20 protein-coding genes and 1 pseudogene are annotated in these 18,402 nt (G+C 58.6%); 8 read left to right on the forward strand and 13 right to left on the reverse strand.

Annotation, left to right across the window (positions count from 1 at the left end; all coding sequences use genetic code 11):
• Positions 1-92 precede the first annotated feature (92 nt).
• On the forward strand, positions 93-746 hold the full coding sequence (locus tag HKK52_RS00970) for a peroxiredoxin (protein ID WP_169368898.1): 654 nt from the start codon (positions 93-95) through the stop codon (positions 744-746).
• A 206-nt stretch (positions 747-952) separates the two neighbouring features.
• On the opposite strand, the gene HKK52_RS00975 is transcribed toward HKK52_RS00970, so the two are convergent.
• Positions 953-1,351, reverse strand: coding sequence for a RidA family protein (locus HKK52_RS00975; protein ID WP_169368899.1), 399 nt, complete (start codon positions 1,349-1,351; stop codon positions 953-955).
• Positions 1,352-1,482: 131 nt separating this feature from the next.
• Here HKK52_RS00975 and HKK52_RS00980 point away from each other — a divergent pair, with 131 nt between their 5' ends.
• On the forward strand, positions 1,483-2,409 hold the full coding sequence (locus tag HKK52_RS00980; protein ID WP_169368900.1) for a LysR family transcriptional regulator: 927 nt from the start codon (positions 1,483-1,485) through the stop codon (positions 2,407-2,409).
• A 170-nt stretch (positions 2,410-2,579) separates the two neighbouring features.
• Here the strand turns inward: HKK52_RS00980 and HKK52_RS00985 are convergent, their stop codons facing one another.
• The 3 genes from HKK52_RS00985 to HKK52_RS00995 all read right to left on the reverse strand — a co-directional run bounded on the left by HKK52_RS00985 (position 2,580) and on the right by HKK52_RS00995 (position 5,283).
• Entirely contained in the window at positions 2,580-3,173 is a 594-nt protein-coding gene (locus tag HKK52_RS00985) for a TIGR00730 family Rossman fold protein (RefSeq protein WP_169368901.1), read from the reverse strand.
• 95 nt (positions 3,174-3,268) lie between these two features.
• Positions 3,269-4,672: a MocR-like pyridoxine biosynthesis transcription factor PdxR gene (gene pdxR, locus HKK52_RS00990; RefSeq protein WP_169368902.1), complete on the reverse strand. Its 1,404-nt coding sequence runs from the start codon at positions 4,670-4,672 to the stop codon at positions 3,269-3,271.
• Entirely contained in the window at positions 4,669-5,283 is a 615-nt protein-coding gene (locus tag HKK52_RS00995; protein WP_169368903.1) for an FMN-dependent NADH-azoreductase, read from the reverse strand. The genes pdxR and HKK52_RS00995 overlap by 4 nt, the downstream gene beginning before the upstream one ends.
• A gap of 203 nt (positions 5,284-5,486) precedes the next feature.
• Between HKK52_RS00995 and HKK52_RS01000 the strand changes: the two genes are divergently transcribed.
• Both HKK52_RS01000 and HKK52_RS01005 read left to right on the forward strand, forming a co-directional pair.
• Positions 5,487-5,942, forward strand: a complete 456-nt coding sequence (locus HKK52_RS01000) for a carboxymuconolactone decarboxylase family protein (protein ID WP_169368904.1) — start codon at positions 5,487-5,489, stop codon at positions 5,940-5,942.
• Between the two features lie 57 nt (positions 5,943-5,999).
• Positions 6,000-6,320 (forward strand): DMT family transporter, encoded by a 321-nt coding sequence (locus HKK52_RS01005; protein ID WP_133839913.1) that lies wholly within the window; start codon positions 6,000-6,002, stop codon positions 6,318-6,320.
• A gap of 6 nt (positions 6,321-6,326) precedes the next feature.
• On the opposite strand, the gene punR is transcribed toward HKK52_RS01005, so the two are convergent.
• Entirely contained in the window at positions 6,327-7,256 is a 930-nt protein-coding gene (punR, locus tag HKK52_RS01010) for a DNA-binding transcriptional activator PunR (RefSeq protein WP_169368905.1), read from the reverse strand.
• A gap of 122 nt (positions 7,257-7,378) precedes the next feature.
• Here punR and punC point away from each other — a divergent pair, with 122 nt between their 5' ends.
• Positions 7,379-8,575, forward strand: a complete 1,197-nt coding sequence (gene punC, locus HKK52_RS01015) for a purine nucleoside transporter PunC (protein WP_169368906.1) — start codon at positions 7,379-7,381, stop codon at positions 8,573-8,575.
• A gap of 76 nt (positions 8,576-8,651) precedes the next feature.
• Here punC and HKK52_RS01020 read toward each other — a convergent pair.
• A pseudogene (locus HKK52_RS01020) lies at positions 8,652-8,927 on the reverse strand (phage infection protein); the annotation flags it as partial.
• A 253-nt stretch (positions 8,928-9,180) separates the two neighbouring features.
• On the opposite strand from HKK52_RS01020, the gene HKK52_RS01025 reads away from it, so the two are divergent.
• The gene (locus HKK52_RS01025; RefSeq protein ID WP_169368908.1) at positions 9,181-9,840 is read left to right on the forward strand and encodes an HAD hydrolase-like protein; all 660 of its coding nucleotides are present in this window, start codon (positions 9,181-9,183) and stop codon (positions 9,838-9,840) included.
• Between the two features lie 59 nt (positions 9,841-9,899).
• Here the strand turns inward: HKK52_RS01025 and HKK52_RS01030 are convergent, their stop codons facing one another.
• Positions 9,900-12,077, reverse strand: a complete 2,178-nt coding sequence (locus HKK52_RS01030; RefSeq protein WP_169368909.1) for a TonB-dependent siderophore receptor — start codon at positions 12,075-12,077, stop codon at positions 9,900-9,902.
• Positions 12,078-12,499: 422 nt separating this feature from the next.
• On the opposite strand from HKK52_RS01030, the gene HKK52_RS01035 reads away from it, so the two are divergent.
• Entirely contained in the window at positions 12,500-12,970 is a 471-nt protein-coding gene (locus tag HKK52_RS01035) for an anti-virulence regulator CigR family protein (RefSeq protein ID WP_169368910.1), read from the forward strand.
• Positions 12,971-13,181: 211 nt separating this feature from the next.
• A complete protein-coding gene (locus HKK52_RS01040) occupies positions 13,182-15,767 on the forward strand; it encodes a bifunctional diguanylate cyclase/phosphodiesterase (RefSeq protein ID WP_169374151.1) in 2,586 nt (861 codons plus the stop codon).
• A 97-nt stretch (positions 15,768-15,864) separates the two neighbouring features.
• Here the strand turns inward: HKK52_RS01040 and HKK52_RS01045 are convergent, their stop codons facing one another.
• The 6 genes from HKK52_RS01045 to HKK52_RS01070 all read right to left on the reverse strand — a co-directional run bounded on the left by HKK52_RS01045 (position 15,865) and on the right by HKK52_RS01070 (position 18,312).
• Positions 15,865-16,221 carry a hypothetical protein gene (locus HKK52_RS01045; RefSeq protein WP_169368911.1) on the reverse strand — a complete coding sequence of 119 codons (357 nt, stop codon included), beginning with the start codon at positions 16,219-16,221 and terminating at the stop codon, positions 15,865-15,867.
• A gap of 126 nt (positions 16,222-16,347) precedes the next feature.
• The gene (locus HKK52_RS01050; RefSeq protein WP_169368912.1) at positions 16,348-16,671 is read right to left on the reverse strand and encodes a hypothetical protein; all 324 of its coding nucleotides are present in this window, start codon (positions 16,669-16,671) and stop codon (positions 16,348-16,350) included.
• 69 nt (positions 16,672-16,740) lie between these two features.
• Positions 16,741-17,139, reverse strand: coding sequence for a GFA family protein (locus HKK52_RS01055; protein ID WP_169374152.1), 399 nt, complete (start codon positions 17,137-17,139; stop codon positions 16,741-16,743).
• Between the two features lie 68 nt (positions 17,140-17,207).
• Complete coding sequence (locus tag HKK52_RS01060) at positions 17,208-17,525, reverse strand: DUF6966 domain-containing protein (RefSeq protein WP_169368913.1); 318 nt, start codon at positions 17,523-17,525, stop codon at positions 17,208-17,210.
• Positions 17,525-17,938, reverse strand: coding sequence for a hypothetical protein (locus tag HKK52_RS01065; protein WP_169368914.1), 414 nt, complete (start codon positions 17,936-17,938; stop codon positions 17,525-17,527). Before HKK52_RS01065 ends, HKK52_RS01060 begins: the two co-directional genes overlap by 1 nt.
• A 101-nt stretch (positions 17,939-18,039) precedes the next feature.
• A complete protein-coding gene (locus HKK52_RS01070; protein ID WP_169368915.1) occupies positions 18,040-18,312 on the reverse strand; it encodes a hypothetical protein in 273 nt (90 codons plus the stop codon).
• Positions 18,313-18,402: the final 90 nt, after the last annotated feature.

Here is an 18,402-nt window from a genome sequence, read left to right on the forward strand (position 1 = left end):
GCTGTCTCCTATACTGATTCGCGTTGATCGGTTCAACGCCGTGCCTGAACGTCGTTGAGCTTCCCTGCGACCTCACAATAAGGAGAACGAACATGGCAATCCGCATTGGCGACGAGGCACCGGACTTTACCGTTGAAAGCACCGAAGGCACGCTGCATTTCCATGAGTGGATCGGTGACAAGTGGGCGATTCTGTTCTCGCACCCCAAGGACTTCACCCCGGTGTGCACCACCGAACTCGGCTACATGGCGCGGCTCAAGCCGGAGTTTGATAAACGCAACACCAAGGTGGTCGGGCTCAGCGTCGACCCGGTCAGTAACCACGCGAGCTGGGCCAAGGACATCGAAGAAACCCAGGGGCATGCGGTCAACTATCCGATGATTGGCGACGAAAACCTGGTGGTGGCCAAGCTCTACGACATGATCCATCCGAACGCCAGCGGCGGCGCGCGGACGGCCGCGGACAACGCCACGGTGCGTTCAGTGTTCATCATCGGGCCGGACAAGAAGGTCAAGGCGATGCTGATCTACCCGATGAGTGCCGGGCGCAATTTTGATGAAGTGCTGCGTCTGCTGGATGCGCTGCAATTGAACGCCAAGCACACCGTGGCGACGCCGGTGAACTGGCGTCCGGGGGAGGACGTGATCATTCCGACGTCGGTGTCCGATGAGGATGCCCGGAAGAAATATCCGGAGGGGTTCAGGACGGTGAAACCTTACCTGCGGACGGTGGCGCAACCGAAGTAACCCACCGCTATCCAGAGTGATGAATACCCTGTGGCGAGGGAGCTTGCTCCCGCTGGGGCGCGAAGCGGCCCCTTTTTGGGACTGCTGCGCAGTCCAGCGGGAGCAAGCTCCCTCGCCACAGGTTTTGTGTTGTCAGTGCCACAGGTTTTGTGTTGTCAGTACCACAGGTTTTTTACTGTCAGTACCACAGGTTTGCTGTCATTGGATCAGGTCGCTTCCGGAAGCTTCGCAATCACCTTGATCTCGAAATCAAACCCATACAGCCACGTCACACCCACCCCCGTCAGCGTCGGATGCGGCGCATCCCCCCAAAACTCCGGCACGATCTTCCAGATCGTTTCGAACTTCTCCTCGGGATTGACGATAAACACCGTCACATCAATCACATCATCGAAGGTGCAACCGGCCGCGACCAGGATTGCATTCAGGTTATAGAACGCGAGCCGCACCTGCGCTTCCAGATCGGGTTCGGGCGAGCCGTCCTCGGTGCTGCCGACTTGCCCCGAAACAAACAAAAAGCCATTGGACTTGATCGCCGGCGAATAGCGATTGCGCTCATAAAGCGCCTGGCGTCCAGGCGGAAAAACCACGTCACGCTGAGTCATAAAGTGCCTCCATCGGCAGGTCAACACTGACCCGCAATTACGATGAAGTGACTGTAGGCACTTGCGCCAGCCCGATAAACAAGCAACCTTGGCCATCACTGTTTGTAAATCCCAAACAATCCGGGGCAACAATGGACCGTTTCGATGCGATGCAGGCCTTCGCCCGGGTGGTGGAAACCGGCAGTTTCACCAAGGCCGCCGAAACCTTGCACATGAGCAAAACCAGCGTGACGCAACTGGTGCAGCAGTTGGAGGCGCGGTTGCGGGTCAAATTGCTCAACCGCACCACGCGCAAGGTCAACGTCACCGCCGATGGCGCGGTGTTTTACGAGCGCGTGGTGCGACTGCTGGCGGATATGGACGATGCCGAAACCAGCCTGTCCGGCGCCTCGGTGCAACCCAGGGGCCGCCTGCGAGTGGATGTGCCCAGCCCGCTGGCCCGGCTGATTCTGATGCCGGCATTGCCAGCGTTTCATGCGCGCTACCCGGACATCCAGATCGACATGGGCGTCAGCGATCGTATCGTCGATATCATCGGGGAGAACGTCGATTGCGTGGTGCGCGGCGGCGAGCTCACTGATCAATCGCTGATGGCCCGGCGGGTCGGTGAGCTTCAACTTGGGGTGTTTGCCGCGCCGAGTTACCTGCAACGCCTCGGAACGCCAACGCATCCACGGCAGCTGGAGGATTCCGAACATCGGATCGTTGGCTTCCTGTGGGCGCGCACCGGCAAGGCCTTGCCCTATGTCATGCACAACAACAGCGAGCATCTTCAGATCAAGGGTCGCTACGTGCTGGCGGTCGACGATGGCAATGCCTACCTCGCGGCAGGCCTGGCCGGAATGGGCGTGTTTTGGCTGCCGGACTACATGTCCAAAGGCCCAGAAGCGCGGGGTGAACTGGTGCGCCTGTTCGAGGATTGGCGCCTGGATCCGATGCCGCTTTATGTGGCATTTCCGCCCAACCGGCACATCAGCATCAAGGTGCGGGTGTTCATCGATTGGGTCGCGGAGTTGATGGCGGAGCATGCGCCGGTCACTGGCCCCCAGAAGGCGTAAACCTGTGGCGAGGGAGCTTGCTTGTGGCGAGGGAGCTTGCTCCCGCTCGGCTGCGCAGCAGTCGTGAAACCGTTGCCCTCGGTGTAACTGATACACCTCGGTGGCCGGTTTTGGGGCCGCTTCGCAGCCCAGCGGGAGCAAGCTCCCTCGCCACATGTTCGGTGGTGGGTTCAGGATCTTGTTGGGCCGATCCATTTGTTTACGCTCGGCGGCTGCCACTGTTCCAACGCATCGATCAGCGCCGTTGGATCCGTGTCTAGGATCAGCATTTCGCTGTGCTCGGTTTTCATGAAACCTTCTTTCACCGCATGCTCCAACAGGCTGCGCACCGGGTTGAAGAAGTCGCCAATGTTCAGGCAAGCCACGCCTTTTTGGTGTTCACCCAGTTGCGTCAATGTCGCGACTTCAAACAACTCTTCAAACGTCCCCAGGCCGCCAGGCAAGGCGATAAACGCATCCGCCCATTCACTCATGCGCGTCTTGCGGCTGCGCATGTCGGGTGTCACTTCATGCCGGGTCAGCCCGCTGTGCAGGTGGCCGAGGTCGTGCAAATAGCGGGTGATGACGCCGACCACTTCGCCGCCCTCGGCAAGCACGGCATCGGCCACGACGCCCATCAAACCTTTATCGGTGCCGCCATAAACCAGGCGCAAACCACGTCGGGCAATTTCCCGGCCCAAGGCTTGCGCGCCTTCGGCATACGCCGGGTTGAAGCCATGATTGGAACCGGAAAAAACAGCAATGCTTTGCAGTGGGGAGGGCATCGGATGAGGTCCGTTTGAGGGCTGAGCACCCCATCCTGCCGCCTGTTGGCTCAGCGCAACAGCGCCAAGAATCGAGTGTTCGAGTGGGCCATGGGTTACAACAATTCCAGAATGCGTTGACCGAGGCGTTCGGCGGTGGCTTGCGAATCAATGTTGGCGAACCCAAGCAACAGCGCTGATTCGGTCTGGCCACGGATACTGAAATCGCTCAACGCTTCGGCATAAATCCCCGCCTGCTGCAGACGCTCGACCAGCGCCCGATCGGACTGTTGATCCACCAGCCGCAGAATCAAATGCATGCCCCCCGGCTGCGCATCAATGCGAATGCGCTCGCCCAACACCGCTTTCAACCCCCGCGCCGTCGCCTCCCGGCGTTCCCCATAGAGCTTGCGCATCCGCTGGATATGCCGGGCGAAATGGCCCTCGGTGAGAAACGTCGCGACGATGGCTTGGGTGAGTTCCGGGCAGCCACCAAGGAAAGTCTGGCCGACCTGTTCGAAGCGTTCGACCTGCGCCGGCGGCACGATCAAATACGAAAGGCGGATACCCGGAAACAGTACCTTGCTGAACGTCCCGGCATACAGCACCCGACCCTCGCGATCCAGGCTCTTGAGCGCCGGCAGCGGACGGCTGATGTAGCGGTACTCGCCGTCGTAGTCATCCTCGACAATCCAGGCCTGTTCGCGGCTCGCCCACTCGAGCAATTCCAGGCGACGCGGCAGCGACAGCGACACGCACAAAGGGCTCTGATGAGCCGGCGTGACCACCGCCGCACGGGCGCCCAGCGCATGGCTCACGGCATGCGTCACTTGCATGCCGTCCTGATCGACCGGGACGGGCACGGTCTCAATCTGCAGGTATTCAAGCAACTGGCGAGTCGGCCGGTAACCCGGGTCCTCCACCAGCACGCGGTCGCCCGGTTTGAGCAGCGCATGGGCGATCAACGACAGGCTGTTGCGGTAGCCCGAGGTAATGAACACCTGCGACGGCGAGCAGGTAATGCCCCGCGCCATGTGCAGGTAAGTGGCAATCGCCGTGCGCAACGATTCCAGGCCATACACCGAAGGATTGGCCATGTCCGCCACTTGCGTAGCGCGAACGCAACGGGCGCCGATTTGCGCCCAGATTTTCCGGGGAAAGGCGTCCAGCGCCGGCAGGGCCATTTGAAATGGCAGGATCGGCGCTTTATGCCGGATCGAAGGATTCTCGGCCGGTCGCTGCGCCGCAGAGGAGGGCGCCCGCACGTTGATCCCGGGCGCGACCACCGTACCCGCCTGGCCGCGCGCCTGAATGTAGCCCTCGGCGGTCAGCAGGGAATACGCGGTGTCGATGGTGCCCCGCGCCAGCCCGAGTTCCTTCGCCAACGCCCGGGCCGCCGGAATCCGCTCGCCTGGGGTGAGCGTGCCGTCGGTAATCGCGCCCCGGAACCGCCAGTAGATTTGCCGGTAGATCGGTTCGCTGGACGCCGGGTCCAGGGGTGAAAAAGCTTTGCCAGTCATTGCGCCTCGTTATTCTGGAAATACGCCTGTAGCGCTTGATCTGTTCCGGCCCGCGCCTCAGCAACCGCATCCGGGCCCAGGGCAGTGCCTTCGACCGTGAAGAAATGTAGATCATGCAGCCCGATCATGTTGAGCACGGCTTTCAGGTACGGCGTCAGAAAGTCCGGCTGACGCGCACGCTCCCCGGAAAATCGCCCGCCCGACGCAATCGCCACAAACACCGGGCGATCGGAGAGCATGCTGGTCTTGCCTTGCGCACCGACATTAAACGTCCGCCGCACCCGAGCGACATGATCGATCCAGACCTTCAACGCCGAAGGCACCGTGAAGTTGTGCATCGGCGTACTGATGACCAGCACATCCGCGCTTTTCAATTCATTAATGAGCCATTCGGACTGGATAAAAGAACCGTCTTCAGCGATGTCCTCCAGCGACTGCTGGGAGATCGCGTAGTTCTCATCCACATGCGCAATCCCGCCCGCGCCCACCACCCGGTTGATCACTTCGGCGGTGGGAGTGCGCTTCAATAAATGCCCGATCACGGTTTGCGAAAGCCGATAACTCTCGGACGCTTGCCCGCGCGGGCTGCAGCTGACATGCAGGATGTTCATGGTTGGCTCACTTCAAGGTTATCGATTGAGGTGCCCATGCTACGAAGGTCATGACCTAGCCAAAAGATCCATGAATTGCCTTTGCGGCTGGTCCATGAATACAGCAAGTATGGCCCAGAAAGGAACACAGATCATGGACCTTCAACCCTGGGCCATGACGCCCCACGATGGAGTCCTCCAAACAGCCACTAGAAGGATTCATCATGACTAACCGTATCGACTACGCCAGCGCTTCCCCTGAAGGTTACAAGGCGTTCGGCGGTGTGTACGTCACACTTCAGAAGTCCGGTTTGCCCCACGAACTGATCGATCTGGTGTACCTGCGAGTCTCGCAACTCAACGGCTGCGCCTACTGCATCGACATGCACTCGCGGGATCTTCTTAAACTCGGCGTCAGCGTGGAAAAACTGGTGTTGGTGCCGGTATGGCGCGACTCCGGCGCTGTCTTCAGCACCCGCGAACGCATCGCCCTGGCCTGGGCTGAAACCGTCACGCGGGTGGCCGAAACCGGTGTGCCAGACGCGGACTACCAAGCCACCGCCGCCGAGTTCAACGACAAAGAACTCGCCGACCTCACCTATGCCATCGGCTTGATGAACGCGTTTAACCGCTTCGGCATCACCTTCCGCTCGATCCCTGCGGCAGCCGCCAAGGCCTGAGCCTGATTGGCGAGCGCCGCATCGGTGCTCGCCGACCCAACGAAAGGAACAAACACCATGGCATGGGTACTATTGAGCCTCGCCGGCCTCCTCGAAATCGCCTTCGCCTTTGCGATGAAAGGCTCCGAGGGTTTTACCCGCCTGACCCCGGGACTGATCGCCGCCGCCACCGGCGTGTCGAGTGTGTTTCTGCTGTCACTGGCGCTGAAATCACTGCCCGTGGGCACGGGCTACGCGGTCTGGACCGGGATTGGCGCGGCGGGCACGGCGATTCTGGGCATGGCGATATTGGGCGATGCCGCCACGCCGCTGCGGATTCTCTGCATTGCGCTGATCCTGGGCGGCGTTATCGGGTTGAAGTTGGTGTCGGCGAATTGATCGGCCTCAAATTTCGTCGTCAACGGGCAGCGCGCCATTCAACCATTCCTGATTCATCGTCTCGGCATCGCCCAGATACTCCAGCAACCAGGCCATGGCCGGTGAATGCTTGTTTTGATTCCACGCCACGCACGACGGGCTGGCGGCGAACGGTCGTTGCAGGTTCAGGGCGACCAATTCGCCTTGCTCGATCAGCGGCAGCATCAAGTGCGCTGGCGCCATGCCCACGCACAAACCTTCGCGCAGACAATCCAGAGCCGAGGCCCAATTCGGCACCACCAGCCGCCGCTGATTATCCAGCGACCAGGTATCGCGTTTCGGCAGATGGCGCGAGGTGTCGTTCATGCACAGCGCGGGGTAGGGGCGCAGTTGATCGTCGTCCAGTGGTCCGACCAATGCCGCCAACGGATGCCGGGTGCTGACCACGCACAACCAGTTCAACAGGCCCATGTCGCGAAAGCTGTAATGACTGGCCACCGGCACCGCACTGGTGGCGCCGATCACGATGTCGGTGCGCTCATCGGCGAGGGCGTCCCACACGCCGTTAAACACTTCGTAGCTGAGCAGTAATTCCACATCAGGAAACTGTTTATAAAAATCCAGCACCAGTTGCCGGCAGCGTTGCTGTTTGACGATGGCATCCACCGCGACTTTCAACTGACCGCTCCAGCCATTGGCCACTTGCTGGCACAGGCGCCGGGTGTCGAGCATGGACTTCATCACCCCGCGCGACTGCTCGATAAACAACTTGCCGGCCGGCGTCAGTTCGACATCGCGATGGCGGCGCACAAACAACGGCACCGCCAGCCATTGCTCCAGTTGGCGCACGGTGTAACTGACCGCCGACGGCACGCGGTGCAACTCCTGCGCCGCCGCGCTGAAACTGCCATGCCGGGCCACGGCATCGACGACATCGAGGGAATATTCAGACCACATTCAGTTGCCTTCAAAAATATTGATAAGAACGTCCAATTATTATCGCTTCACAGCAGAAGCTCACCACTCATAATGGCACGCTGCTAACAAATTATTTGATTTGAAGAACCGTTAGGGCGTTGATGAAAAACTCGTTTGGCTTCACCTGTTACCTGATTGGGCTGAGCGTGCTCGGCTACCTGGGCATGGACATGTATCTACCGGCGTTCGGCGTCATCGGCGGCGAACTGCACCTGTCGGCCGGCGCGGTCGGCGCGAGCCTGAGCATCTTCCTCGCCGGATTTGCCGTCGGCCAATTGCTGTGGGGCCCGATGTCCGACCGCATCGGCCGCAAACCCGTGTTGCTGATGGGCTTGAGCCTGTTCGCCCTGGGCTGCCTCGGCATGTTCTGGGTCGAAACCGACGTGCAACTCTGGGCGCTGCGCTTTATCCAGGCCGTCGGTGTGTGTTCGGCGGCTGTCAGCTGGCAAGCGCTGGTGATCGACCGCTACCCGCCCGAGCAAGCCAATCGCCTGTTCGCCGGGATCATCCCACTGATGTCCCTGTCACCCGCACTCGCGCCGTTGCTCGGCGCGCTACTGCTGAATCACTGGGGCTGGCTGTCGATTTTTGCTGTGCTGCTCGGCGTCAGCGTGCTTTTGCTGGTGCCCACGGTGCTGCTCAAAACCACACCGAAACGCCTGACAGCCAACGGCGAACGCTCGCGCATCAGCTTCGGACAACTCCTCAAAACCAAAGCCTTCAGCGGCAACGTCTTGATCTACGCTGCCTGCTCGGCCGCGTTCTTCGCCTGGCTCACCGCCTCACCGTTCATTCTCGGCGGCATGGGCTACAGCCCCAGCGACATCGGCCTGAGCTACGCCCTGCCAACCCTAGGCTTCCTGATCGGCGGCTTCAGCTGCCGCAGCTTGCTGCAACGCATCAGCGGTAACGTCATGCTGCCCTGGCTGATCCTCGCCTACTGCGTGAGCATGGTCGCGCTGTACCTGGTTGCGACATTGACCACGCCGACCCTCACCACATTGCTGATCCCGTTCTGTTTGATGGGCTTGGTCAACGGCGCCAGTTTCCCGATCATCATTACCAACGCACTGACACCCTTTGCGGAAAATTCCGGCAAAGCGGCGGCGCTGCAAAACGCGTTGCAACTCGGTGCGTGCTTTGGGGCGAGTTTGCTGGTGTCGACATGGATCGAGCAGCCGTTGCAGATTGCCGTGGTGGTGATGCTCGGGACAGTGCCGCTGGCGGCGTTGGGGTATTGGATTCAGGGGCGCAAGAGGGTGGCAGCAGAAGGGTTTGAGTTACAAAGAGGGGACTGATTTATTTCTGGTACGAAAAAGCCCGGCTGATTAGGCCGGGCTTTTTGTTGGGTACCACTTTAAAGCCAATCATTTATGCGACGCGGTTTTGGACCAGACGATCAGAACCACCTTCAGCGACGCGATTCTGTTGCAGACGATCCGAGCCACCTTCGGCTACACGATTCTGTTGCAGACGATCCGAGCCACCTTCAGCCACACGATTCTGCTGCAACCGATCCGAGCCACCCTCAGCCACACGACTTTCAATCAACCGATCCGAACCGCCTTCAGCGATCATGGTGTGAGAAGCGGCAAAAGCGTTAACTGCAAAAACCGAGAATGCGATGCTGAGAAGGATTTGGCGTTTCATGATGGTGTGCTCCGGGTGTTATTAGTTGGGTATGGAGCGGATGTTACGCCGGGGATTTTTTATGAGAACTTCATTGACGTGATGGTGACTATCGACGGGAGCGATGGTTGAAACTCAATGAGCCAATGCCACCTTCCGACCATGGATTTCTAACAGCTATTTCAACAATGGAGCAGGTCGCCAATGTGCTTGAAAACGCTATCGGGCGTCAGTCCTTTTGAAAAATCCCCTCCGCTACAGGGAGGCTCCACACGTGGCTGATTGCAACGTCATCATTTTCGATATGGACGGTACCGTCCTCGACTCGGCACCCGGAATCGTTGAGAGCTTGACGTATGCCATACGTCAACTGGGCCATGACTTTATCCCCGACGCGGAGACACAGAAGTTGTTTGGCCCGCCGATGAACCAAGTCGTCGCAGAACTTCTGGCGCCTTTTGCAGATGATCGAATCGACGAGTGCCTCCACTTGTACCGCTCTCACTACAGGGAACAAGGGCTTTACCAAAGCCTTCCGTACGCAGGTATAACCAGGGCGCTCAGCTATTTTTCGGAGCGTAATTATTCGCTCTTCATTGCGACGTCGAAACGACAAGAGTTTGCGGAAAAAATGCTCATCCACAACGGCTTGTTCGATTCTTTTCAGGCGATTTTCGGCACCTCGCCCGACGGCAAACTGGATGACAAAGCTGATCTGGTAAAGACGCTGCTAGCGTCCCTTGCGATGCCACCCTCTGGCGTGTTCATGATTGGCGATAAGCGTGATGACATGCAGGCTGCCCGGCGAAATGCGGTGGTCCCGGTGGGGGCACTTTGGGGCTATGGGGCCGTCGATGAGTTGAAAAACAGTGGCGCTCACGCCCTGGCCGATACGCCCTGGGCATTACCCGGCGTAGTTGACGATCTGCTGTAAAAGTTGAAAGCCAACTCGTGCCGGGCACCGTGATGATCTGCCTTGAACCGCTGCCACAGTCAGAAGCGGTACTTCGCCGTCAACGAGTAGCTACGCGGATTGCCGTAAGTGTCGGTGGAGCCCCAGATCGTGCTGCTGCCAATCGCCGAGTAATAAACGCGGTCGAAGACGTTGTTGGCGTTCACTTGCAGGTCCAGGTGCTTGTTGACCTCATAACCCGCCATCAGGTCGGCCACGGCGTAGCTGCCTTGCTCGACACGGTAGCTGCCATTGGTCACGTCGACGTCGTTATACATACGGCTCTGCCAATAGACGTTGCCACCCACACGCAGTTTTTCCAGCGGCCCCTGGAAGCGGTAGGCGGTCGATAATTTGAACAGATGCTCAGGCGTGTCGGTGTCGAAACGCTGGTTTTCGTTGGCCGGGTCGGTGTCCTTGATGTAGTGGGCACGGGTGTAGGTGTAGCCGGCGCCGATCTGCCAGTTGTCAGTCAGTGCGCCTTGCAGCTCCATATCAATCCCTTGGCTGCGCACCAGGCCTGACGCGTCGTAGCAAGTCAGCACCGGGCAACCCAGTTGCGTGGCGGCTTGGGTGGCGCGGTTTTTCTGGTCGGTCTGGAACACCGCCAGACTGGCGTTGAGGGCGCCGTTGAAGTACTCGCCCTTGATGCCGACTTCGTAGTTTTCCCCCACGATCGGATCAAGCAACTTGCCGGAGAGGTCCTGGTAGGTTTGTGGCGTGAAAATGTCGGTGTAACTGGCGTACACGGAATGGTGGTCATCGAGCTTGTAGATCAGGCCGCCGTAGCGCGTCAGGTTGCGGGTGACCTTGTAGTCCGCGTCTCCCGAGCGGTCGTCGTAGTCATACCAGTCCAGGCGACCGCCGAGAATCAGTGTAAGCGGGTCGGCCAGGCTCAAGCGGGTGGTCAGGTAAACGGCGTCCTGGGTGGTGATGTTGTGGCTTTTACCATCGCGCACAAAGTCCGGTTTCGGCGCGCCGATCGGCAGCCCGGTGTCGTAAGGGCTGTAATCTTTGGTGGTGTTGTCGTAGATGCGTTTGCTGGTGCCGACTACCACTTCATGAGTACGACCGAACGCCTCGACCGGACCGCTGGCGTAGGTGTCGAACGCGGTCTGCTTTTCGTCTTGCCGCGATTGCCAGGCAGTGGTCTCCAGCGGGCCGTTGTAACGCGACAGGTAAGTCCCGGAGAACAAGCCGTCCAGGGTTGAGGTCGAGCCGGCGACGTGCAGTTTCCAATCGTTGTCGAAGCGGTGCTCCACGTCGCCGAACACCGTGTCGACCCGCAGCTTTTTGTTTTCCCAATCGGTGCCAGGGTAGGTGGAGCGGGGCAGGTTCAGGTGGTGACCATCGGTGCCAAGGGGCAAACCACCCCAGAAGAAATTGGTCTGGTCCTCCTGGCGGGAAAAGCCCAAAGACGCGGTAGTGCTGTCGCTCAGATCAGCTTCCGTGATCGCGTAAAACAGGCCGTGATCGCTTTGTTCCTTGTCGCGGAAACTGTCGGCATCCTGATAAGAACCCACCATTCGGCCACGCAAGGTGCCGCTATCGTTCAGCGGACCGGAAGCATCAAACTCACCGCGATAGTCATCCCAACTGCCGGCCGTGCCCGTCAGACTGACCTGCGGGGTAAACGTCGGGCGCTTGCGCACCATGTTAATGGCCGCCGAGGGGTTGCCGGCACCAGTGACCAGGCCGGTCGCGCCGCGAATCACTTCCACGCGGTCAAACATCGCCAGGTTCGGCTGCACGCCCATGGTGTAGCCCGAATAAGAACTGGGCAGACCGTCGTACATGATGTTGTCGATGTCGAAGCCGCGAGAACTGTAGGTCTGACGGCCGGGACCGCTGGACTGGCTGAGGAACAGGCCGGGCGTGTTCTTCACCACATCGTTAATGCTGGTCATGGCCTGATCGTCCATGCGCTGACGGGTAATCACCGTCACCGCCTGCGGCGTTTCACGCATAGTCAGCGGCAACTTGGTCGCGGTCTGCATCGGGCCGGTGGTGTAGGAGCCGGTGCCTTCGGTGGTGGCACCCAGTTGTTCGCTGGTGATGCTCGTGGCATCCAATTCCAGCGTTGTGGGCGGCTGGCGGGTTTCAGCTGCGGCAGGTTGGGATTCGGCGGCGATGGCGGCCTGAGTGCTTGCGATACACATGGCAATGGCCAGAAGACCCGGTGAAAAAGGCGTACGACTTTGCGCTTGATGCCCCAGCATGAAACGGACTCCCCGATAGCCATCCTTGGCGAATAGTAATGATGTTGAGAATTATTCTCGGCAGTGTGGCAGATTGTTTCGGCTCAAAAAACCCCGCAGAGACAGGGGTTTAATGAATTTTTCACATTTACCGAGCGGGTAGGCAGGTGTTACAGAAGGAAAAGTGACCGCTGGAGTTGGCGCAATGTGGAGAGCCGGCTGGTTTATTTCAAGTACGAAAAAAACTGGCTTATCAGGCTGGGCTCTTTGTTGGGCCGCTTTAAAGGCCATCATTTATGCGGTGCGGTTTCGGATCAGACGGTCGGAGCCACTTTCGGCTACGCGTTTCTCCAAAAAAACGATCCGAACCGCCTTCAGCGAGCAACTTCGCCATTAGCGTCTAAATTTCAATGACATGTCCCGCCACACTGAAGGAACGACTCATGTCCAGAATTCGCTCATTGATTGCCGCTATTACTTGCGTTGCTCTGGTCGCCGGGTCCGCGACGGCGTTGGCCGATCCTGGTAATGGCAAGGGTCAGGGAAACGGCAAGGGTAATTCGCAAAACAACCCGGCTCATGGCAACCAGGGGAGTCATGGAAACAAAGGTAAAAATTCCGGCGGCGGCGATTGGGATAACGGTCCAAGCATCAATCACTCAAGCGTGCTTGGGATTGTGGGCGGATACCGCGACTACTGGAGCCCCGGACCTGCGTTGCCACCTGGCATTCAAAAGAACCTTGCGCGCGGTAAGCCTCTGCCACCAGGCATTGCGAAAAAACTGGATGGTCGGTTGAGCGGGCGGCTGCCTCATTACGATGGGTACGAATGGCAGCAAGTGGGCACCGACTTGATCCTGGTCGCTCTGGCAACCGGGCTCATCTACGAAGTGCTCAATGGGGCTTTTGATTGATCCTTGAGTAGCAATCTCCCTCTCGACTTTAATGGGTTGCAATGCGCAAGGGCGAAGACAGGCCAGGACGTCGGCATCCCAAAGGGTGGGCGGATCAGGCGCCAATCACCTCTTCCCCAGCGTGAAGGAATAACGAGATTACTCACTATTCTGTTAACACCGCCGATAGCTTTATATGCAACCGACTCGCCTCCAGCATCAGCGGGAAATTATGCCGAGCAACCTCGCGACTATCGTTCAAACCCTCACCAACCGTTCCAGCGTGTCGCTGGCGCGTACTTCTCTGTTCAAATTTGTGGGGCTGTTGGCCGCTGTTTTTTTACTGGCCAGCGCGTCCCTTATTTATCTAGCGCATGATCTGGACCGCACGGAGGAGGTCGAAAGTGCGTTTTACACGAAGAAGGCGGTGCAATCGCTGGAAAAATCCCTGCGCTCGACCGTCAAGGACTACGCATTTTGGGGGGATGCCTACAAACACCTGCACGCTGAAGTGGACCCTGACTGGGCCTTCGTTCGGCAAAACGTTGGTTCAACGCTTTATACGGATTTCGGATTACAGGGGGTGTTTGTCGTCAACGACGTCAATCGCACTGTTTACTCCGTAATCAAGGGTGAGCTGAAACCCGTTGAAGTCACCGATTGGCTCGACCAGTCAATTGCCGCCATTATCGATAAAGCCCGGGCTGGCGCGGAAACTGAAACGCCGACAACGACCTTTATCAATGTCAGGGGCGTACCGACCCTCGTCGCGGCCGCGGCGATTACACCGGGAACGGACCCGACCGTGGTGGCGGATGACCGGCCGCCGTCGGTATTGGTTTTCGTGGATATGTTGAACAGCACCAAACTTGAACTGATGGGCGACGATTTCGGGGTAGATCGTCTGCACGTCGCTACACCCGACGACGCTGGCGCCACGTCTGTTCTGCCATTGGGCGATGACGGTGCGGCCGGCAGCCTGCGTTGGAACTCGTCAAAGCCCGGCCTGCGCTTATTGGGGATCGGATTGCCATTGATCGGCGTCGCCGCGCTGCTGGTGTGGCTGATGACCTGGGCCATCTTGCGTCGCACCACCGCCGGCGCACTGGCACTCGACACCAGTTACGCATCGCTACAGAGCAGCCAAGACGCCCTCGCCATCAGCGAAGCGCGTTTTCGCGACGTCGTGGAAGCCAGCTCGGACTGGGTATGGGAAATCGATGCTGATTGGCGCCTGACCTTTTTGTCCGAGCGATTTGAAGTGGTTACGGGGCTTTCCAGGGACGCTTGGATCGGTGCGCGGATAGACGATCTGTTGTGCACCGAATTAGGCACGTTATCGCAATGGCTCAGCATCCCGAATCGCCGTCCGGATATCAGCGTCCAGTGCCGATACGTCGACACCAAGGGCCGCGAGCGCATCACTCGCCTATCGGCTCGACAAATGGCCCGGGAAGGATTCCGGGGCACCGCGACCGATGTGACGGAGGAGGTTGAATCCCGTCGGCGCATCGAATTCCTCTCCCAGCATGACGCCTTGACCGGTTTGCCCAACAGGACGCGTCTGCAGGAGTTTCTCGATGGCAAACTCAAGGCGTTGCCGACGGTAGAGCAGCCGCTGATCATGCTCAGCCTGGACCTGGACCGGTTCAAACCGGTCAATGACTTGCTGGGCCATGCGGCCGGTGATTTGGTACTCAATGAAGTCTCCAGCCGCCTGGCGGCCTGCGTGCGCGATGGCGACCTTGTCGCCCGTATCGGTGGGGACGAATTCGTATTGATCCTCACCGACGTGAGCTCCCAGGACGAAGTCGAGGCACTCTGTCATCGCCTGATCGAGTCCATCGAACGGCCTATCGCCATCGAGGAGCAGGAAGTGTTCGTCAGCGCCAGCATCGGCATCGCGATGGCGCCAACCGACGCTTTTGAAGCCGCTGAATTGCTGCGCTACGCGGATATTGCGCTGTACGAGGCCAAGGCCGCCGGTCGCAACACCTGGCGCTTTTACGCCGGTGATATGAACGCCAGGATCATTGAGCGTCGTCGTTTGGAAAGCGACCTGCGTTTCGCCATCAAACACGGTGAGCTGCGCCTGCATTTCCAACCTCGTTATCGTATCGCTGACGGTCAAATGGTCGGTGCCGAAGCGTTGGTGCGCTGGCAACACCCCGAGCGCGGTCTGATCCCACCCGACACGTTTATCCCGATTGCCGAGGAGTCCGGGCTGATTCTCTCCCTGAGCGACTGGGTGCTCAGCACCGCTTGCCGTTGCGCCGCACAGTGGCCGGAAAAACTGTTCGTGTCTGTCAACCTTTCGCCCACCGAGTTCAAGCGCGGCAACCTGGTCGAGCGCCTGCAGAAAACCCTCCACGACTCTGGCATAGACCCCACCCGCGTCGAGCTGGAAATCACCGAAAGCGTCATGCTCGACGATGCCGCCGGCGCACTTGAGCTGATGCACACGCTCAAACGCCTCGGTGTACGGATATCCATGGACGATTTCGGTACCGGGTATTCTTCGCTGAGCTACCTGCGCGCCTTCCCATTCGATGGCCTGAAAATCGACCGCAGCTTTTTGAGCCGACTGGTCGAAAGCGAGGGCGACAAAGCCATTGTCCAAGCCATCGTGGGCCTGGGCCGCGCGTTATCCCTCACCGTGACGGCTGAAGGCGTTGAAACCGCCGAACACCTCAGATTGCTCAAAGCGGTGGCGTGCGACGAAGGCCAAGGCTACTTCCTGAGCCGGCCACTGGATAATGCGGCGTTTGATGCTTTGCTCGACGTCAGTGAGCGTGCGGGTAGCCGAAGCAACGTATGAATCGCAGCGCCTGAATAGGGCTGAATTACTTCAGGCATGAAAAAGCCCGGCTGATCAGGCCGGGCTTTTTGTTGGGGACCGCTTTAACGCCATTCATTCAGGCGACGCGGTTTTGGATCAGGCGGTCGGAGCCACCTTCGGCGACGCGATTCTGTTGCAGACGATCGGAGCCACCTTCGGCGACGCGATTCTGTTGCAGACGATCGGAGCCACCTTCGGCGACGCGGTTCTGTTGCAGACGATCCGAGCCACCTTCGGCTACACGATTCTCGATCAACCGATCGGAGCCACCTTCAGCAACACGATTCTGTTGCAACCGATCCGAACCACCCTCAGCCACACGACTTTCAATCAGTCGATCCGAACCGCCTTCGGCAATCATGGTGTGAGACGCGGCAAAAGCGTTAACTGCGAAAACCGAGAAAGCGATGCTGAGAAGGATTTGGCGTTTCATGGTGGTGTGCTCCGGGGTGTTTATTGGTTGGTATGGAGCGGATGTTACGCCGGGGATTTTTTATGAGAACTTCATTGACGTGATGGTGACCATCGACGCCAATGATGGTTGGCCATTACCTGCGCACTACCAAAAGCGCAGTTCCCCACCGAGCATCAAGAAAATCAACGCCACTCCAAACTGGCCCGCCAGCAGCGGTGCGATCGTAATCAAGCCTTGGAACACGACAGCAACCTTCAAACCATCGGACAAGCCATAACGCCGCCAATACAGCACATGCAGGACAAACGTCAGACCGTTCGCCACCCAAACCACGCCAATCGCCATCAGGTAATTCTGCTGCGCAATTCGCAACAACATGATCAACAAACCGAAGATTACGACGAGAGCGGAGCCTACGGTCAGTGGCGAGTAATCCCGCTTTATCGGGTCAGAGACAGGTGGTTGCATTGCGTTTCCATCCATTTAAGCGCAAAGAAAAGCTAATCCGTTCAATGAATTAGCAGCTACTACAAGTTATCAATCCTGAGGCCACTGATCCCCAATTTCAAACCACGATGCCTTCTCCGACACACACGTATGCCGCTGCTTCTGCGCATGGAACGGCGTATCAAGCGTGCCAATCGCAATCGAAATCCAATCCGCAAACTCGCCATTCGAATCCGACCAGAACAACGAAGTGCCACAGATCGAACAAAACTGCCGCGTCACCCCGGCCGACGACTGAAAACGCCTAAGCGCCTCCACGCTGCTCGCAATGGAAACCGCCGACCTCGGAGCACTGGCATACGTCGCAAACGCAGCCCCATGGGCCTTCCGGCATTTGCCGCAATGACAGTGCGACACAGCTTTCAGCTGACCCGAAACCTCATACTTCACGGCCCCGCACAGACAACTGCCTTGATGAAACTCATCCATGTTCATCGGTTACTCAAATAAAAAGAGGAGGGTGAGGGTACAGCGGACGCCGGATAAGTGTTCGCCGATCAATCCTGAGCCCGTTTAATCGCATAAGCGAGCCTGGCGGCTTCATCCCTGAGCGCATCGAACCTTTCATTCAACTCAACATGCCCAGGTTTCCAGGCAAACACACCCGCGACAAAGCTTTGGCCAAGCACAAGATCATTGAGCGAACTCATTCCGCCGTAGGCCGACAACAGATACTCAACCCCATAGGCATCCCCGTTCAACAAGTGCGCCCGCGCTTTGCGCATCCACTGACCCCAGTGAACAGCGCCATCGCTTTCAAGCACCACGGCAAGCTGCTCAAGCACGCCAATAAGCTGCTCAGTCTTCGGTCCCATTATTGAAAAGCCCCAAACTGCGGAACGATGGACTTGCCCAAATAATTCACCGCCGCCACGTACTGCCGGCCAGTCACGCTGACCAACCGCGCATGACACTCACAGCAATAGTCGTCGCTGCCGTTCTCAAAGTTAAACAACACCGTCGCCTCTTGCAGCGCCGAAAGCGCGAAACCTTCCGCCCCAAGTATTTCCTCGAAACGCGTTTTCAACGCATTGAGCCCGTTAGACAAATAGGGATGACTTCTCAGCGCCAGAGGGCAGGGCTCGTCTTTCGTCAAATCAACCGCCGCCACCCTGACACCCAACGGCCGCAACGCCTCACTTAAATTGGGATGAACCCAGGACAGCGCACTTCCGGCGTGGTGAGCGAGGCTATGACACACGCTGCTGAGGCGTTTATGAGAAGGCATTCACAGTCCTTGCGAAGTCGGGGCGAGGCGAGCGACGGATTCTATGCCTCCACGCGCCCCCCGACAAAAAAAACGGGTGCCTGCCCGGCACCCGTCTTCACTTACTCCTTAACCTGCGCCCGCAAGCGCCGACCGATCACATCCATCAAATCACAGCCATCGCGCAACGGAATGACCAACAACTTGGAAAAGTCCGCCAGCACGACCGTGTCGCAACCGATCTCGGCGCGGTAAGCAATGTTCTCCAACACCTGCGTGACCGTGCGAATGCGGTAATCGGCCATGGCTTGCAGGACGTCGAGGGGGGCGCGGGTGTCGATGAGTAGGGAAGCCGGGACCAGGTCGATTCCGGTGATAGGCATGTATCTTTCCATAAGGGTAAAACTCCGATCAAAGCAAAGGTTGACTGCCCCTCAATCGTCGCCAAACGAATGGGTGACAGCTGTACGCAGGTTGGCGAACCG

Origin of the sequence: Pseudomonas sp. ADAK2 (assembly GCF_012935755.1) — a bacterium.
In the GTDB taxonomy this organism is placed as follows: domain Bacteria; phylum Pseudomonadota; class Gammaproteobacteria; order Pseudomonadales; family Pseudomonadaceae; genus Aquipseudomonas.

What these genes read in the sequence shown, in the direction of transcription:
- HKK52_RS00975 (WP_169368899.1), bottom strand. Translation starts at nt 1,351, where the DNA reads ATGACTCAGCGTGACGTGGTTTTTCCGCCTGGACGCCAGGCGCTTTAT.
- HKK52_RS00995 (WP_169368903.1), bottom strand. Translation starts at nt 5,283, where the DNA reads ATGAACATCCTGCATGTCAGCTGCAGCCCGCGCGGGCAAGCGTCCGAG.
- HKK52_RS01050 (WP_169368912.1), bottom strand. Translation starts at nt 16,671, where the DNA reads ATGCAACCACCTGTCTCTGACCCGATAAAGCGGGATTACTCGCCACTG.
- punC (WP_169368906.1), top strand. Translation starts at nt 7,379, where the DNA reads ATGAAAAACTCGTTTGGCTTCACCTGTTACCTGATTGGGCTGAGCGTG.
- HKK52_RS00970 (WP_169368898.1), top strand. Translation starts at nt 93, where the DNA reads ATGGCAATCCGCATTGGCGACGAGGCACCGGACTTTACCGTTGAAAGC.
- HKK52_RS00985 (WP_169368901.1), bottom strand. Translation starts at nt 3,173, where the DNA reads ATGCCCTCCCCACTGCAAAGCATTGCTGTTTTTTCCGGTTCCAATCAT.
- HKK52_RS01060 (WP_169368913.1), bottom strand. Translation starts at nt 17,525, where the DNA reads ATGGGACCGAAGACTGAGCAGCTTATTGGCGTGCTTGAGCAGCTTGCC.
- pdxR (WP_169368902.1), bottom strand. Translation starts at nt 4,672, where the DNA reads ATGACTGGCAAAGCTTTTTCACCCCTGGACCCGGCGTCCAGCGAACCG.
- HKK52_RS01065 (WP_169368914.1), bottom strand. Translation starts at nt 17,938, where the DNA reads ATGCCTTCTCATAAACGCCTCAGCAGCGTGTGTCATAGCCTCGCTCAC.
- HKK52_RS01070 (WP_169368915.1), bottom strand. Translation starts at nt 18,312, where the DNA reads ATGGAAAGATACATGCCTATCACCGGAATCGACCTGGTCCCGGCTTCC.
- HKK52_RS01035 (WP_169368910.1), top strand. Translation starts at nt 12,500, where the DNA reads ATGTCCAGAATTCGCTCATTGATTGCCGCTATTACTTGCGTTGCTCTG.
- HKK52_RS01045 (WP_169368911.1), bottom strand. Translation starts at nt 16,221, where the DNA reads ATGAAACGCCAAATCCTTCTCAGCATCGCTTTCTCGGTTTTCGCAGTT.
- HKK52_RS01000 (WP_169368904.1), top strand. Translation starts at nt 5,487, where the DNA reads ATGACTAACCGTATCGACTACGCCAGCGCTTCCCCTGAAGGTTACAAG.
- HKK52_RS01040 (WP_169374151.1), top strand. Translation starts at nt 13,182, where the DNA reads ATGCCGAGCAACCTCGCGACTATCGTTCAAACCCTCACCAACCGTTCC.
- punR (WP_169368905.1), bottom strand. Translation starts at nt 7,256, where the DNA reads ATGTGGTCTGAATATTCCCTCGATGTCGTCGATGCCGTGGCCCGGCAT.
- HKK52_RS01030 (WP_169368909.1), bottom strand. Translation starts at nt 12,077, where the DNA reads ATGCTGGGGCATCAAGCGCAAAGTCGTACGCCTTTTTCACCGGGTCTT.
- HKK52_RS01055 (WP_169374152.1), bottom strand. Translation starts at nt 17,139, where the DNA reads ATGGATGAGTTTCATCAAGGCAGTTGTCTGTGCGGGGCCGTGAAGTAT.
- HKK52_RS01005 (WP_133839913.1), top strand. Translation starts at nt 6,000, where the DNA reads ATGGCATGGGTACTATTGAGCCTCGCCGGCCTCCTCGAAATCGCCTTC.
- HKK52_RS00980 (WP_169368900.1), top strand. Translation starts at nt 1,483, where the DNA reads ATGGACCGTTTCGATGCGATGCAGGCCTTCGCCCGGGTGGTGGAAACC.